Annotated in this window: 14 protein-coding genes; 12 read left to right on the top strand and 2 right to left on the bottom strand. The window is 38.9% G+C overall.

What is annotated here, in order from left to right; genetic code table 11:
- Nucleotides 1-124 precede the first annotated feature (124 nt).
- The 7 genes from EU510_RS04810 to hflX all read left to right on the top strand — a co-directional run bounded on the left by EU510_RS04810 (nt 125) and on the right by hflX (nt 7,536).
- Nucleotides 125-1,342, top strand: a complete 1,218-nt coding sequence (locus tag EU510_RS04810; protein ID WP_149592487.1) for a lipoprotein-releasing ABC transporter permease subunit — start codon at nt 125-127, stop codon at nt 1,340-1,342.
- Nucleotides 1,335-2,033: a lipoprotein-releasing ABC transporter ATP-binding protein LolD gene (gene lolD, locus EU510_RS04805; RefSeq protein WP_007375330.1), complete on the top strand. Its 699-nt coding sequence runs from the start codon at nt 1,335-1,337 to the stop codon at nt 2,031-2,033. Before EU510_RS04810 ends, lolD begins: the two co-directional genes overlap by 8 nt.
- A complete protein-coding gene (locus EU510_RS04800; protein ID WP_149592486.1) occupies nt 2,023-3,267 on the top strand; it encodes a lipoprotein-releasing ABC transporter permease subunit in 1,245 nt (414 codons plus the stop codon). The genes lolD and EU510_RS04800 overlap by 11 nt, the downstream gene beginning before the upstream one ends.
- A 14-nt stretch (nt 3,268-3,281) precedes the next feature.
- A complete protein-coding gene (locus tag EU510_RS04795; RefSeq protein ID WP_149592485.1) occupies nt 3,282-3,674 on the top strand; it encodes a hypothetical protein in 393 nt (130 codons plus the stop codon).
- Nucleotides 3,675-3,784: 110 nt separating this feature from the next.
- Nucleotides 3,785-4,258 carry a DUF1456 family protein gene (locus EU510_RS04790; RefSeq protein ID WP_002960721.1) on the top strand — a complete coding sequence of 158 codons (474 nt, stop codon included), beginning with the start codon at nt 3,785-3,787 and terminating at the stop codon, nt 4,256-4,258.
- 375 nt (nt 4,259-4,633) lie between these two features.
- Nucleotides 4,634-5,986 (top strand): NADP-specific glutamate dehydrogenase, encoded by a 1,353-nt coding sequence (gene gdhA, locus EU510_RS04785; RefSeq protein WP_149592484.1) that lies wholly within the window; start codon nt 4,634-4,636, stop codon nt 5,984-5,986.
- Nucleotides 5,987-6,186: 200 nt separating this feature from the next.
- Complete coding sequence (hflX, locus tag EU510_RS04780; RefSeq protein ID WP_149592483.1) at nt 6,187-7,536, top strand: GTPase HflX; 1,350 nt, start codon at nt 6,187-6,189, stop codon at nt 7,534-7,536.
- A gap of 101 nt (nt 7,537-7,637) precedes the next feature.
- Here hflX and EU510_RS04775 read toward each other — a convergent pair whose 3' ends face one another.
- Together EU510_RS04775 and EU510_RS04770 are read right to left on the bottom strand one after the other, a co-directional pair.
- Complete coding sequence (locus EU510_RS04775) at nt 7,638-9,371, bottom strand: AMP-binding protein (RefSeq protein WP_149592482.1); 1,734 nt, start codon at nt 9,369-9,371, stop codon at nt 7,638-7,640.
- A gap of 184 nt (nt 9,372-9,555) precedes the next feature.
- On the bottom strand, nt 9,556-10,002 hold the full coding sequence (locus EU510_RS04770; protein WP_149592481.1) for a DUF3010 family protein: 447 nt from the start codon (nt 10,000-10,002) through the stop codon (nt 9,556-9,558).
- A 353-nt stretch (nt 10,003-10,355) separates the two neighbouring features.
- On the opposite strand from EU510_RS04770, the gene thrS reads away from it, so the two are divergent.
- The 5 genes from thrS to EU510_RS04745 all read left to right on the top strand — a co-directional run bounded on the left by thrS (nt 10,356) and on the right by EU510_RS04745 (nt 15,931).
- On the top strand, nt 10,356-12,266 hold the full coding sequence (thrS, locus tag EU510_RS04765) for a threonine--tRNA ligase (protein ID WP_149592480.1): 1,911 nt from the start codon (nt 10,356-10,358) through the stop codon (nt 12,264-12,266).
- A gap of 59 nt (nt 12,267-12,325) precedes the next feature.
- A complete protein-coding gene (gene infC, locus EU510_RS04760) occupies nt 12,326-12,886 on the top strand; it encodes a translation initiation factor IF-3 (protein WP_002960714.1) in 561 nt (186 codons plus the stop codon).
- A gap of 211 nt (nt 12,887-13,097) precedes the next feature.
- Nucleotides 13,098-13,298 carry a 50S ribosomal protein L35 gene (gene rpmI, locus EU510_RS04755; protein WP_002960713.1) on the top strand — a complete coding sequence of 67 codons (201 nt, stop codon included), beginning with the start codon at nt 13,098-13,100 and terminating at the stop codon, nt 13,296-13,298.
- Nucleotides 13,299-13,313: 15 nt separating this feature from the next.
- Complete coding sequence (rplT, locus tag EU510_RS04750; protein ID WP_002960711.1) at nt 13,314-13,673, top strand: 50S ribosomal protein L20; 360 nt, start codon at nt 13,314-13,316, stop codon at nt 13,671-13,673.
- Nucleotides 13,674-14,113: 440 nt separating this feature from the next.
- Nucleotides 14,114-15,931, top strand: coding sequence for a M14 family metallopeptidase (locus EU510_RS04745; protein WP_149592479.1), 1,818 nt, complete (start codon nt 14,114-14,116; stop codon nt 15,929-15,931).

Genomic DNA, 15,931 nt, shown 5'->3' with positions numbered 1-15,931 from the left:
TATTGCTGTAAATATAGCCAAGTATCAGATTTATAAATTATTTCTTACATTTTACGCCATACCCAAAGGCACTTTTTTCGTGCTACTATTGCTCAATACTTTTACGATAAGTGTTAAAAATAATATGTTTCAACCGGTTAGCTTATTTATAGGGCTTAGATATAGTCGCTCCTCTAAAGGAAATGCGTTTATATCGTTTATTTCGTTTTTTTCTATTGCCGGTATCGCTATTGGTTTAATGGCATTATTCACGGTAAGCAGTGTAATGAACGGGTTTGAAAATAGCCTAAAAACCAATATGCTTGGACTTATTCCGCATGTTGAAGTTAGCGCAGGTAAAAACACTGCCACCCAAATGGGCAACCTTAAAACCGATCTCGAACAATCTCCTTATGTTGATCATGTAAGCTTGTATCGCCACGGCGAAGCTATCTTGCAAACGAATAAAGACTTGCACGGCGTTTTGCTGCAAGGCCTTTATAACTATAGCGGTTCTTTGTATAAAATTACCGATAAAATAGTGCAAGGCGATTGGAAAGCGGTATTAAACAAAAATTACAACATTGCTATAAGCCGTTATTTGAGCCGTAAATTAGGCGTTAGCGTGGGTGATAAGCTTCGCGTTATTATGCCTAATGCTTCAACGTATACACCCCTTGGGCGATTACCTAGCCAGCGTTTATTTAAAGTTGCCGCAATATACGAAACCGGATCTGAGATAGATATGGCACTTGCGTTTACGAGTGGCGCTTCGCTACAACGGGTATTAAAGCTGGATAAAAACACCGCCCCAAATTTAAGTGTTTCATTGCACGAACCTTTCGAGCTAGATGAATTTATTGAAGCAAGCCAACGTATTCTACAAGATCACAATTACAGTGATTGGCGTAGTACCCAAGGTACTCTATTTGCAGCCGTTGCTATGGAAAAGCGCATTATGTCTATATTGCTTGCCCTCATTGTATTGGTGGCTGTATTTAATATTGTATCGGCATTAACCATGATGGTAAGCGAAAAGCAAGGTGAAGTAGCCATACTACAAACGTTAGGTTTAACGCCTTCGCAAGTGCAAAAAGTGTTTATGGTGCAAGGCTTATATAACGGCGTAATTGGTACTGCAATAGGCGCATTTTTAGGTGTAATATTTAGTTTATATATAAATGAGCTACTTGCATTAGTGGGCTTAAACTTATTGGCGGGTATAGAGCTTCCGGTAAAATTTKATATTTTKAGTTTAGTAATAATAGCGTTTGCCAGTATTGCTATGAGCTTTTTAGCTACCTTATATCCTGCGCGTAAAGCCGCAAAAGTAAAACCAGCAGAGGTATTACGTTATGAATGATTTAGTAATTAGTTGTGAAAATTTAAGTAAAGTTTATCAAGATGGCAGCAACCAAGTTGAAGTATTAAAAGGTGTTGATTTAGCGCTGCAGCAAGGTGAAATGCTCGCTATTGTAGGGAGTTCTGGCTCTGGTAAAAGTACGCTTTTACACATACTTGGCACATTAGATACCGCAAGCTCAGGTAGCGCTAAAATTAAAAACCAAGAAGTTGCAAAACTTTCGCGAACAGAGCAAGCCGCATTTAGAAACCAAAACTTGGGCTTTATCTATCAATTTCATCACTTATTAATGGAGTTTAGCGCAGTCGAAAACGTGGCTATGCCATTATTAATTAAAGGCTTGAGTGCAAAAGAAGCCAAAGCTCAAGCGCTCGATATGCTCGAAAAAGTAGGCCTTGCACATCGCAGCTCGCATAAACCGTCTGCGCTTTCTGGTGGAGAGCGCCAACGCGTGGCTATTGCCCGTGCACTGGTTACAAAACCTGCGCTTGTGCTTGCTGATGAACCAACCGGTAATTTAGATAAACAAAATGCGATTAAAATTTACGATTTAATTAATGAGCTTAACCAAAGCTTAAACACCAGTTTTGTGGTAGTTACACACGATTTAGAACTTGCCGATAAGCTAGGAAAAATAGCTTATTTAGACGATGGAAAACTAGCTATTAAAGAGTCGCAGCATGTTGCTTAGTGCATTTTTAAGTAAACGTTTTAGAGCCTATTCAGGCCACAAAGATGAAAAAAACGGCTTTGTTAGTTTTATCGCTAAAGCGTCGACTATTGGTATTTTATTAGGTGTCGCGGTTTTAATTGTAGCGCTGTCGGTAATTAATGGTTTTGAGCAGCAACTAGTACATAGATTGCTAAGTGTTGTGCCGCAGGTTGAATATGTAGCACCAAGTAGACCCATCGCGAATTGGTCGCAAAAAGTTGAGGGTTTACAAACACAACCGCATGTAACAGGGGCTGCGCCATTTATTGCAGTGAATGGGATGGCGCAATATAAAAGCCAGCTAAAAGCGATAGAAATTCGAGGTGTTGAGCCATCGCTAGAGAGTAATGTATCGGCGGTAAACCAGTTTACCAGTGGTAAATTAGTCAGCCAGCTAGGCCTTGACGATGTAATTTTAGGTAAACAAATAGTAAAACAGTTAGACGCCAAAGTAGGCGATAACATTACATTACTTATTCCGCAAATTAGTCAAAAAGGTCAATCATTATTAGCGCCTAAACGCGTAACACTTAACCTTGCAGGTGTTATAGAAATGGGCGGACCGATTGATAGTACCGCTGCATTTATACATCTTAACAAAGCACAGCAATCATTGGATTACGATGAAACCCAAGTAACAGGGCTGCGTTTAAGTGTTGATGATGTGTTTTCGGCGCATCAAATAGCGCTAAAAGTAGGGCAAACTATTGACGACTACGTGTATATTTCTAGTTGGTTTAGAACTCAAGGCAGCCTTTATCAAGATATTCAAATGGTGCGTACCATTGTTTATATTGTGGTGTTTTTAATTATAGCGGTAGCTAGTTTTAATATTGTATCGTCCTTAGTGATGGAAGTACGCGAAAAACAAGGCAATATCGCAATTTTAAAAACCATGGGCGCGAAAGACAGTACTATTTTAGCCACCTTTGTAATGCAAGGCTTAATGCAAGCATTCATAGGCGTGGCACTAGGGACACTAATTGGCGTGGTATTAGCGCTTAATATAAGTGAGCTTTTTACGTGGATAAGCCAATTATTTGGAGCGAACCCACTTGAGGGCGTTTATTTTATAGAGTTTTTACCAAGTAAATTAGTACTTGAAGACATTGGTATTACAGTGATTGTTACGTTTGTGCTTGCGATACTTGCCACTATTTATCCTGCATGGCAAGCAACCCGCGTAGATCCTGCCAAGGTGCTTGGTAATTAGTAAAAGGGTTTAACATGCGAGCCAGTTACAGTGCAATGCACTTTGTTTATGTGCAATGGCTAAAGAAACGCTCAAAATCAGCAAGTGGCGCAGATGGCGTTTTTGCCTTTTCGCTTATTTTATTATTAAATTGTATTATGCTAGCTGGGGTATTTTTCCCGCATTTAATGGATACCGTAACAAGTGTGTCTCTTGTGATAGTGTGCTTAATTGGCATTGTTTTATTGTTAGGGATTGCAATGTTGAATGGGCTTTATTTAGGAAGCGGTAGCAATTATATCAATAATGTAAAACGTGCCTTTAGGGCTAATTCTAAAAAACGCTACTTTGTAGCAATGATAATTTGGTTATTTGGCTCTATTATTTTGGTATTTCCTTTATTAGCATTAAGGTTTGTTTATCCTTAGCGTTAACAGTAATAAACAATAGGGCACTATAACGAAACCTGTTAAACTAGGCGCTTATTTAAAATTAAGCAATAACTGCTTGGTTGCTATACCTCACTTTGGGATTTACTTTGACTAATAACGATATTTTACGCCGCATTCGCTACACTTTTAACTTAACTGATACTGCTATGGTAAATGTTTTTGCATCAGCAGAGCATACGGTCACCAAAGAGCAAGTAATTGCATGGTTAACTAAAGAAGGTGAAGAGGCTTTTACCCCAATAAGTGATACTGAGTTTGCTAGCTTTTTAAATGGGTTTATTAATACCCAACGTGGCAAACGCGAAGGTGAGCAACCAGAGCCAGAGAAAAAGCTAAACAACAATATTATCTTTATGAAGCTACGTATTGCTTTAAATATGAAAGCAGAAGATGTTATAGCAACACTTGCACTTGTTGATTTTGATTTAAGTAAACATGAGTTAAGCGCATTTTCTCGTAAAGTAGATAACAAACATTACCGTGTTTGTAACGATCAAATATTACGCTTGTTTTTAACTGGCGTACAAAAGCAGCACCGTCCAGAAGAGTCTGCTGAGTAACTCTGGATTTAGCTAATTAGCTTTTAGTTAATGGGTTTTTTACGAGCGCAATGCAGTATAAAGCCCATTAATTGTTATATTTTTAAACAAATCCACACCTAACCTAATACTTCTAAAACTCCCTTTTGAAAATATAAAAATTCGCTTGGCACTGTTCTAATTTTAAATCTGTGAATTTAAATTCATCTTTAATAAATAAAAATCAAACTTCCAATCAAAAATAATTTACGCAGCACGCGTTAAACATCCCAGTTTTTCATGCTAAGGTAATAGTTAATTATATTAAATTAAGACCTTAAAGCATGAATCATAAACTTGATCACGTTTACTTTAACATCTGATAAATACTTTTATTATTAACACGGAAGAATAATTATGAATTATATCCATAGCACAATCGCACAATTAAAAAATAGTAGCCCTGCACAATGCGAGTTTTATCAAGCTGTTGAAGAAGTACTTGAATCACTCGAACCTATCTTAGAAAACTCAGAAAAATACAAAAAAAATGCCATTATACAACGCTTAGTTGAGCCCGAACGCCAAATTATGTTTAGAGTTCCCTGGGTTGATGACGAAGGCAATATTCAGGTCAATAAAGGCTACAGAATTGAGTTTAACTCTGCACTTGGCCCCTATAAAGGTGGCTTACGTTTTCATCCAAGTGTGAATGCCAGCATAATTAAATTTTTAGGGTTTGAGCAAATATTTAAAAATGCTTTAACAGGTTTACCGATCGGTGGTGGTAAAGGCGGGGCAAACTTTGATCCAAAAGGGCGCTCAGATGCTGAAATAATGCGTTTTTGCCAATCATTTATGAACGAGCTCTATCGCCATATTGGCCCTACCACCGACGTGCCCGCTGGAGACATTGGAGTAGGGGCAAGAGAAATAGGTTACTTGTTTGGTCAATATAAGCGTTTGACTGGGCGCTATGAAGGTGTTTTAACAGGTAAAAGCTTATTGTGGGGGGGATCGCTTGTACGAAAAGAAGCCACGGGATACGGCGCTGTTTATTTTGCTGACTACATGCTGCAAGCGCGTGGCGATAGCCTACAAGGTAAGCGCTGCTTGGTCTCGGGCGCAGGTAATGTTGCTATTTATGCCATGGAAAAGCTTTATCAAATGGGGGCAACACCAGTAAGTTGCAGCGACTCTCGTGGCACTGTGTATCATGAGTCGGGTATAGATTTAAATCTTATTAAATATTTAAAAGAGCAATCGCGTGATTGCTTGAGCATATATAAACAAACTCACCCTGATGCTATTTATATTCCTGTAAATGACTACCCTAAAGATGGGCACGCTGTTTGGCGCTTTAATGCTGCCGCTGCTTTTCCGTGCGCCACACAAAATGAATTAACACAGGCAGACGCTAACGCATTATTATCCGGCGGTTGTTTATTAGTAAGTGAAGGCGCAAACATGCCTTCAACAAAAGAGGCTATTGATTGCTTTATTGCTGCAAAAATTGCGTATGGGCCAGGTAAGGCCGCCAATGCTGGCGGCGTTGCGACAAGCCAATTAGAAATGGCGCAAAATGCGAGTATGCAAAGTTGGACCTTTGAAGAAGTTGACGAAAAGCTAAAACAAATTATGAAAAATATATTTGTTACCGCAAACGACACCGCTACAGAATTTGGTGAGCCTGGAAACCTTTTATTAGGCGCTAACATTGCAGGCTTTAGGCGCGTTGCAGATGCAATGATTGAGCAGGGCGTCGTTTAATATTAAAGCTGAACAATAAGGCTTTACTATAATGTGACTTTAAAACTAGCCATAAAATTGAGTATATTATGGTTAGTTTTAAATATTAACGCCATTAATGAACTATAACCCTATAAAGCTCGGTCATAACAGCGTAGGATCAAGTTACTTTCGAATGAAAATTAGGTTTGCACTTTAGGTGCATTAACATATAAAAAATTATGCAACTAACTGCAAAACCATCACTTCCTAATGCGTTACTTATTTCTATTAGCACACCACAATTTAAAGGCGACGAAGCAACAGAGTCGCTTGCAGAGCTTGCTCGTTTGGTAACTACGTTAGGCTTTAAAGTAGTAGGTACACAATCGCAAAAGCAAAGTTCTACCCAAAAAGTTAATGTACTGGGCTCAGGTAAACTAGCTGAAATAGCTCACCTTACCGGCAATAAAGGGGTGGTTGAAGACGAGCAAGAAGATGGTTTACTTGATGAAGACTCTTTAACCGAAATATCCTCAGAAATCCCATCAAACGATTTAGATTTTGCTTGTGCCGATGTAGTGGTATTTGACTGCGATTTAACGCCTTCTCAACTGCGTAATGTTGAGAACCAGCTGGGTGTAGAAGTATTTGATCGCACCGGTATTATCATTGAAATATTTAGTCGTCATGCGCGTACTAAAACATCAAAATTACAAGTTGAAATTGCTCGCCTTAATTATGTCGCGCCACGGCTTCGTGAAACATCAACAGGTGATAAAGAACGCCAAATGGGTAAAGGTGCGGGTGAAACCACACTTGAGCTAAATCGCCGAAAGGTGCGCGATCAATTAGCAGAGTTAAAGCGTGAGCTTGTTAGTGTTCAAGATGTAATGATGGACAGACGTACGCAGCGCTCTGAGCTATTTTCAGTGGCTTTAATTGGTTATACCAATGCCGGTAAGTCGTCAATGATGCGCGCAATTACAGGCAGTGATGTAGAAGGCGAAAACAAACTTTTTGCTACTCTAGATACCACTGTTCGCGCGTTGTATCCGATTACACAGCCTCGTATACTCGTATCAGATACAGTTGGTTTTATTAAAAAGTTACCTCACGATTTGGTGGCTTCATTTCATTCAACGCTCGCTGAGGCACATGATGCGTCGTTATTGTTATATGTTGTAGATGCTTCAGATCCTTCTTTTCGTTCACAGCTTGAAGTAGTACATAAAGTACTGGCAGAAGTTGGGGTAGAAGGTAGTAAAAAATTATTAGTACTGAATAAGTCAGACCAATTAAGTACTGAGCAGCAGCAGTCGCTAATGGATGAATTTCCTGATGCGATGATGACCTCTACGCGTAATCCAGATGATATTAGTAAATTGCACAAATACATTATTGGTATTGCTCAAGAGGACATGATTGAAGAAGAGATTGTTATACCGTACACAGCCAAAGGTATTGTGGGCGAAATTCGCTCAAGTATGAGTGTTGTTAAAGAAGAATATGAATACAGCCATATTAAATTAACAGTGCGCTCGAGTGCGATTGATTTAGAACGTTTAAAAAAGAGAATGTTGAATTTATAATAAATTCAGCAGACAAAAAGCACAGCCAATTGGCTGTGCTTTTTAATAATTGCTTGAGATAGATTTATTATTCAGAGTTCAGGCTTTCTATAGAGGAAAAATTAAGAGAAGGCCTTGTCGCTTAGCTCTTCTTGCATTTGTTCTCGCATTTTAAATTTTTGCAGTTTACCTGTTACCGTCATTGGGTAATTTTCTACAAAACGGATATGTCGTGGCATTTTAAAATAGGCTAGCTTGTCTTTCAAAAACTCACGAATCGCTTGCTCATCAAGCACAGCATCTTCTTTTGGCTGGATCCAAGCGCATACTTCCTCGCCATACTTTTCATCAGTTATACCAAATATGGCAGCATCTTGAATGCCCGGGTAGGTGTAAAGTACTTCTTCTATTTCTCGAGGGTAAATGTTTTCGCCGCCGCGAATAATCATATCTTTAATGCGGCCAACAATCGTGACAAACCCTTCTGTATCCATGACACCTAAATCGCCAGAGTGCAGCCAACCTTCGTCATCTATTGTGGCTTTTGTTTTAGTTTCGTCATTCCAATAGCAGCGCATTATGCCAGCACCTTTACTACACACTTCACCAGGTTGACCAATTTTTTGAATGTTACCTTGCTCATCAATAATTTTAACCTCTGTATGGGCAAGGGCGCGGCCAACCGTCGTTACTTGCCGCTCTATTGAAGAGTCTGTTTCGGTAATGTTGTTTATGGGGCTGCACTCCGTTTGCCCGTAAGCAATCAGTACTTGATGCATGTTCATCAGCGTTTGTACTTTTCGCATTACTTGCTCTGGGCATGTAGAGCCTGCCATTACACCCGTTCGTAAAGTACTTAGGTCGTAATCGTTAAAGTTACTTAATTCAAGCTCACTAATAAACATAGTAGGTACACCGTGCAGCGCTGTGCATCCTTCTTGTTGAACTACATCAAGTGTTGTTTTTGCATCGAACGAATCACCTGGGTAAATGGCTGCTGCACCTTTACTAACACACAATAAGCTACCCAATACCATTGCAAAGCAATGATATAACGGGATAGGGATACATAACTTGTCATCGCTCGTAAAGTGCATAGATTCGGCGACGAACAACGCATTATTTAAAATATTTTTATGCGTGAGCGTTGCCCCTTTTGGGTTGCCAGTTGTGCCTGATGTAAATTGTATATTGATGTCTTGATCAGCATTTAAGTTTGCACCTATTGCTTTCAATTCAAGCTCATGAGCTGCTGTGGGCAAGTTAATAACATCATTAAAAGAGTACATACCAGGAGATGCTTTATCGCCAATGCGAATTATATTTTTAAGAGTGGGCAGTGCTTTTAAATTAAGTGTGTCTTTATCGCAAGTTGCAAGTTCTGGCGCCAAACCATTGAGCATTTCTAAATAATCACTGCCTTTGAAGTTTGATGCTGTGATTAGAGTAGAGCATTCAACACTATTTAAGGCGTATTGTAATTCGTTAGGGCGATATGCAGGGTTGATGCAAACCATTATTGCGCCAATTTTTGCCGTTGCAAATTGGGTTAAACACCACTCAATATTATTAGGAGACCAAATACCAACTCGCTCTCCTGGTTTTACACCAAGGGCCAGTAAGCCCATAGCAAGTTGATTAACTTCTTTTTGAAATTCTTTATACGTTAATCGAATTCCTTGGTGATGAACTACAACAGCTAACGCTTCTGGATTTTTGTCGACAATAAAGTCAAAGTACTCGCCGATAGTTGAATTTGTTAAAGGTGTGCTTTGTATACCTTTAAAATAGCTTTGGGATAACGGTAAGTGATTTATTTGTTCTACTTCTTTTACCGTAATAGTGTCTGTGTGCATTGCTCTCTCCATGAAATGTGTGTGAGTTATGTAAACTACAAAGTTAAAATAAACACATATTGTCGACAAAGAGAAGTGGAATTAGACTAATGTATTATTAGATTAATAAAAGCTAATACTACTTTTTGGACACAAAAAAACGCGTCTTACAATGTAAGTACGCGTTTTTAAATGAGTAATGAGTTTACATTTCGTCGCTACGGTACGTTTTTTTCATTATGTATACGTAGGCATTAACAAATGCATTTTCTTGATATTTTTTAAGGCCGGTTTCTTCAAAAGCAATTGGGATAGGGTTACGCTTAACTTGCTCTTTAATCTCGGTGGTTGAGAACACATGAACATCTAAATTTTCAATTAGCTGAATAGCGGTTTCCATTTTAAAGCCTTTTGCGCTGCCAGCAAATTTACCTTTAGGTTGACGCTCACGAATTGCAACAGAATCAATTTGGTAATCTTGCATTAGTTTTGCAAAATCGAATTGAAATTTACGCATTACTTCAGTGTCGTTACCGTTACCTAAGGTAAAGCGTGTTTGGCGCACATCGCGAATATCAAATACGTCATTATCTTTACTTAAAATACAAAGTAGTACATCACTACCGGTAATTTCTACACCACATGTTCTCATGTCTATTCTCTAAAATAACTTAATTACGCAGTATTATACGCAACGTACATTAAAATGCGAGTGTGGGTATAGTTGTTGGCGAGTAATTAATGCATTGGTGCTTTTATATTTGAATAAAATGATTTTTTTGCTTTAAAAGCTACATTTTATGGATAAAACGAGTGGATTTCACCCCTTTAAACTTGTAATTAAATGCGCGGCACGCGACAATATATCGTTGTAGTTGTATAGACCCTCATCTACATTTATTAGTCAATGCTTATTCGTAAAAGCGTTGTCGACTTATTCTCATTTAATTTATTTAAAATACACGTGATACATTGTAGGTGTCACCACTGTAGCAAGGATTTATAATGCCAGTTATTACTCTTCCAGACGGAAGTCAACGTAGTTTTGAAAACCCTGTAAGCACACTTGATGTAGCAAACGATATAGGCCCTGGTCTTGCTAAGGCAACCATTGCCGGTCGTGTTAATGGCGATCGTGTTGATGCATGTGACCTAATTAGTGAAGACTCTCGCCTTGAGATCATTACCGCTAAAGACGATGATGGCCTTGAAATCATTCGTCACTCTTGTGCTCACTTAATCGGTCATGCAGTTAAGCAACTTTTTCCAGACGCAAAAATGGCAATTGGTCCTACCATTGATAACGGTTTTTACTACGATATCGATATGGATCATTCATTATCACAAGATGATCTTGAAGCAATTGAAAAGCGCATGTTGCAACTTGCAAAAACCAACTACGACGTAGTGAAAAAAACAGTAAGCTGGCAAGAAGCACGCGATACATTTGAAGCGCGTGGCGAAACATACAAAATAGAAATTCTGGACGAAAACATCGCTAAAGATGACCGCCCAGGGTTATATCATCACGAAGAATATGTAGACATGTGTCGTGGACCTCACGTTCCTAACATGAAATTTTGCCAAAACTTCAAAATAATGAAAGTTGCAGGTGCATATTGGCGTGGTGATTCAGAAAACAAAATGCTACAACGCATTTATGGCACCGCGTGGGGCGATAAAAAGCAACTTAAAGCGTATTTAAAACGCCTTGAAGAAGCTGAAAAACGCGATCACCGTCGTATTGGTAAAGCGCTTGATTTATGGCATTGGCAAGAAGAAGCGCCAGGCATGGTATTTTGGCACAACGATGGTTGGAGCATTTACCGCGAGCTTGAAGAGTTTGTACGTGAAAAATTACGCGAATATGAGTACGAAGAAGTAAAAGGTCCAATGATGATGGACCGCTCGCTTTGGGAAAAATCAGGTCACTGGGAAAAATACTCAGAGGCAATGTTTACCACTGAGTCTGAAAAGCGTGAATACGCTATCAAACCAATGAACTGTCCTGGTCACGTGCAAATCTTTAATCAAGGTTTAAAATCGTACCGTGATTTACCACTTCGTATGGCTGAATTTGGTTGTTGTCACCGAAATGAACCATCTGGAGCATTACATGGCTTAATGCGTGTACGTGGTTTTACACAAGATGACGCTCATGTCTTCTGTACTGAAGAACAAGTAATGGACGAAGTTTCAGCGTGTATTAAGATGGTTTACGATACATATGAGACGTTCGGTTTTGAAAAGATCGTAGTTAAGCTTTCAACTCGCCCTGAGCAACGTATTGGCGATGATGAAATTTGGGATAAAGCTGAGCTTGCTTTAGCTGATGCGCTTAAACTAAATGATATCGAATTTGATTATCTTCCGGGCGAAGGCGCGTTTTATGGTCCGAAGATTGAATTTACTTTGTACGATTGTTTAGACAGAGCGTGGCAGTGTGGTACAGTGCAATTAGACTTTGCATTACCGGGTCGTTTAGGCGCTACTTATGTAGCAGAAAACAACGAACGTCGTACACCTGTAATGATACATCGTGCTATTTTAGGTTCTATTGAACGCTTTATTGGCATTTTAACTGAAGAGTACGCTGGTTTATTCCCGACGTGGCTTGCACCAAAGCAAGTGGTAATTATGAATATTACCGATAAACAGGCTCCATATGTTAAAGAAGTTGTACAAAAATTAAATAAACTTGGAATTAGAGCCGCTGCTGACTTGAGAAATGAGAAGATTGGCTTTAAAATCCGTGAGCATACACTGAAGCGTATTCCATATTTACTTGTTGTTGGCGATAAAGAAGTTGAACAGCAAGAAGTAGCAGTGCGTACTCGCACAGGTGAAGACCTTGGCAAATTTAATGTTGATGATTTTGTAGCTAAAATTAGCGAAGAAATTAAAAATCGACAGTAAAAATCGAGCGTGTAAGGCATTAACAAACAGCCATTTACACGCTTATATTATTGATATTCTTGGAGGAACGTACTATTAGAGGCGGCAAGAAAGGGCAACAAACAGCTCAAAAAAATCGTATTAACGAAGAAATTACAGCGCAAGAAGTTCGTTTAATTGACATTGAAGGCGAACAAGCTGGAATTCAGTCATTACAAGACGCGCAAACTATGGCCGATGCAGCGGGTGTTGATCTTGTTGAGATCAGTCCAAACGCTGAGCCGCCTGTTTGTAGAATCATGGACTACGGTAAGTTCATCTTTGAAAAAAGCAAAGAACTAAAAGAGCAGAAGAAGAAGCAAAAGCAAATCCAGATAAAAGAAATCAAATTCCGTCCTGGTACGGATGAAGGTGATTATCAGGTTAAGCTTCGCAACTTACGTAAGTTCTTAGAAGCGGGCGATAAAGCTAAGATTACTATCCGCTTCCGTGGTCGTGAAATGGCTCACCAAGAAATTGGTATAGAATTATTAAACCGTATCAAAGCCGATTTAGAAGAGCTTGCAGTAGTTGAGTCTTTCCCAAATCGTGTTGAAGGCCGCCAAATGGTTATGATGATGGCGCCTGTTGCTAAAAAATAATTTTTAAGCGATAATACGCACCGAAATTAGCTCAGGTCTGCAAGCAATATGCGAATATTCACCTGAGTTAACCGGTCTTAAAGTAAGATTGCGGCATTTATGTTGGGTCTTCACCGGAACATGGCAGTAAGTTAGGCCTAAAAGTGGAGCTATAGAAATATATCTCACGCCTGCTTACTAATTTAAAAGCAATACAATTGGAGTTATTGCAATGGCTTATAAGCTAAAAAGTCACAGTGGCGCTGCTAAGCGTTTCAAAAAGACTGCTTCTGGCGGTTTCAAGCGTAAACAAGCGCATCTTCGTCATATTCTGACTAAGAAAACTTCTAAGCGTAAGTTACACCTACGTCCTAAGATGATGGTTCATAAAAATGACCATGGTCTAGTTTCACGTATGTTACCGTTCGCTTAATAGGGGTTTTTAGAAATGGCAAGAGTTAAACGCGGCGTTGTCGCACGTGCACGTCACAAAAAAGTTTTAAAACAAGCAAAAGGTTACTACGGAGCACGTTCACGTGTTTACCGCGTAGCTTTCCAGGCTGTTACTAAAGCGGGTCAATACGCTTACCGTGACCGTCGTGCGAAGAAACGTACTTTCCGTCAATTATGGATTGCACGTATCAATGCTGCTTCACGTCAAAATGGTCTGTCTTACAGCCGTTTTATCAATGGTCTTAAAAAGACTTCTGTAGAAATCGATCGTAAGATCCTTGCAGATATCGCTGTTTATGACCAAGTTGCATTCGCAGCGCTTGTAGAAAAAGCAAAAGAAGGCCTAGCCGCTTAAGCTTTTTTATATAAGTATTAAAAAGGAGCCTATGGCTCCTTTTTTTGTGCCTGTAATTTAGTAACTTAAACTAATGAGTAATACCAATTCGCTTAATTAAAGGCTCTATTTTGAGGACGAAAAAACGTGTTAATAGCTAGGCAAAAAATTCGCTATTTAGTTGTTCTCGGCAATTGCTCCTGCATTGCACTACCTTGTGCATCCATGCAGTCGTAAATGAGAGTTTTTTAACGCAGGTAGCGACATGTTTAGCCCCGCAAAATGATTAAGTATTATTGCGGATTGGTATAATACTAATAAGTTTATAAAGCCTAAAAACACAGGTGTAAATGAGTGAAATGTATTTGGCTGTATTTTTTTGTTGAATCACCGCAGTTTCCTCATTATAAAAAATTTAGTTGATATAATTTATATAATTAAGGCGTTTGTTAGAGAATTTTATGTTTGCAAGTTTACTAATTTTATCTGCAAGTGTGGCGTATGACGCACACTTACCTCCACTCATTGAGTGGCAGGGGAAAAGCGTAGAGCTTTTACAAAAACAAGGGCCGTTAACAACTGACTTTGAGTTATCTGCAGGTGAAGCGTCGCCCGATTATGCAAATACAATGGCATTTGTAGATAGGTTAGTTGCTGCAAACCCTACTCAGTTTCAATCTCAAACTATTGGCTATAGTAATAGTAAACGCGCAATAAAAATGCTAATTGCCAGTGAACAAGGCTTTTTTGAAGCAAGGCAAATGGCTAATAGCACTAAGCCAACTATTTTTATCCAGGCAGGAATACATTCCGGTGAAATAGACGGTAAAGATGCCATGTTTATGTTACTCAGAGATATAGCGACGGGTAAGCGCCGTGACATTTTAAAAAAGGTAAACATATTATTTATTCCTATTTTAAATGTAGATGGCCATGAACGTAGCAGTGCATTCAATCGCATTAATCAACGAGGCCCTGCAAAAATGGGCTTTAGAACAAATGCTAATAACCTTAATTTAAATCGCGATTTTACTAAATTAGATACACCAGAAGTGAGAAGTGTTTTAAAGGTTATTAATGACTACAACCCAAACTTATACATTGATGTCCACGTAACCGACGGCGCAGATTACCAATACGATGTGACTTATGGTTACAATCCGGTATTTTCGAGCGAATCACCTGCGGTATCAGATGCATTAAACCAGTTTTTTAAACCTCTCATTGACGATACGCTAGCAAAGCAAGGACACACGCCTGGACCACTTGTTTTTGTTATGGATAAACGTGACTTTAAAAAAGGGTTAGCGGGCTGGGTTGCTACGCCACGTTTTTCAAATGGTTGGGGGGATTTAAAGTCTTTACCAACTATTTTAGTCGAAAATCATTCATTGAAGCCTTACAAGCAACGTGTTTTGGGAACTTATGTCTTTTTAGATGGTGCTATTACTGCGCTATCAAAGCACAGCCATGAGTTAGCTAATGCAGTTAAAAAAGAACAAGAATTTGTTCCTAAACAATTAATTGTAAAGCGTGGCTATGCCAAACAAGCAGATACGATTGCACAGTTTAAAGGCATTGAATATTCATCAAGCATGAATTCACTATCGGGTCAAAATGAAGTGAAGTATTTGGGTAAAGCACATACATATACTGACTTACCTATTTATTGGCAAAAAGATGTACAACATACAGTTGAAGTACCTAAAGCTTTTTTTATTCCGCCTGTATATCGCAATATAATTAAGAAACTAAAGTTACATGGTGTCTCTATTAATAAACTTGAAGGGGCAAACACACAGCCTTTAAAAGTAGCAAAGGTGGCAGACTACACGTTTGATAAAGCACCATTTGAAGGCCGTTTTAGAGTATCAGCAAGTTTTGATTACATCCCTGCTATAAATGTAGATTTAGATGGTTGGTACCAAGTAAATACCCAACAAAAAGCGGGCGAATTAGCGGTCCATTTATTGCACCCAGAAGCCCCTGATTCATTTTTTGCATGGGGGGAATTCAATACTATTTTTCAGCGTACTGAGTACATGGAAAACTATGCACTAATTCCGTATGCACGCAAAATGCTAAAAGATAACCCAAAACTTGCGCTTAAGTTTGATGAAAAACTTAAAGATAAATCATTCGCGAGTGACGCAGAGGCACGATTAAACTGGTTATATGAGCAAAGTCCATTTTATGATCAAGCGTACCTAAAGTACCCAATATTGATGTCATTCGAAGAAGAAGTTGTTATTCCAGATCAAAAAAGTAAAGAAATTTAA

The organism is Pseudoalteromonas sp. FUC4 (assembly GCF_008370255.1).
Classification (GTDB): Bacteria; Pseudomonadota; Gammaproteobacteria; order Enterobacterales; family Alteromonadaceae; genus Pseudoalteromonas.
Note: the sequence above shows the minus strand (reverse complement) of the source record. Positions and strands in the feature narration are given on the sequence as shown.

Excerpts from the sequence above, each read along its gene's own strand:
- lolD (WP_007375330.1), top strand. The coding sequence starts at position 1,335 with ATGAATGATTTAGTAATTAGTTGTGAAAATTTAAGTAAAGTTTATCAA.
- EU510_RS04800 (WP_149592486.1), top strand. The coding sequence starts at position 2,023 with ATGTTGCTTAGTGCATTTTTAAGTAAACGTTTTAGAGCCTATTCAGGC.
- EU510_RS04795 (WP_149592485.1), top strand. The coding sequence starts at position 3,282 with ATGCGAGCCAGTTACAGTGCAATGCACTTTGTTTATGTGCAATGGCTA.
- gdhA (WP_149592484.1), top strand. The coding sequence starts at position 4,634 with ATGAATTATATCCATAGCACAATCGCACAATTAAAAAATAGTAGCCCT.
- hflX (WP_149592483.1), top strand. The coding sequence starts at position 6,187 with ATGCAACTAACTGCAAAACCATCACTTCCTAATGCGTTACTTATTTCT.
- EU510_RS04775 (WP_149592482.1), bottom strand. The coding sequence starts at position 9,371 with ATGCACACAGACACTATTACGGTAAAAGAAGTAGAACAAATAAATCAC.
- EU510_RS04770 (WP_149592481.1), bottom strand. The coding sequence starts at position 10,002 with ATGAGAACATGTGGTGTAGAAATTACCGGTAGTGATGTACTACTTTGT.
- thrS (WP_149592480.1), top strand. The coding sequence starts at position 10,356 with ATGCCAGTTATTACTCTTCCAGACGGAAGTCAACGTAGTTTTGAAAAC.
- rpmI (WP_002960713.1), top strand. The coding sequence starts at position 13,098 with ATGGCTTATAAGCTAAAAAGTCACAGTGGCGCTGCTAAGCGTTTCAAA.
- rplT (WP_002960711.1), top strand. The coding sequence starts at position 13,314 with ATGGCAAGAGTTAAACGCGGCGTTGTCGCACGTGCACGTCACAAAAAA.
- EU510_RS04745 (WP_149592479.1), top strand. The coding sequence starts at position 14,114 with ATGTTTGCAAGTTTACTAATTTTATCTGCAAGTGTGGCGTATGACGCA.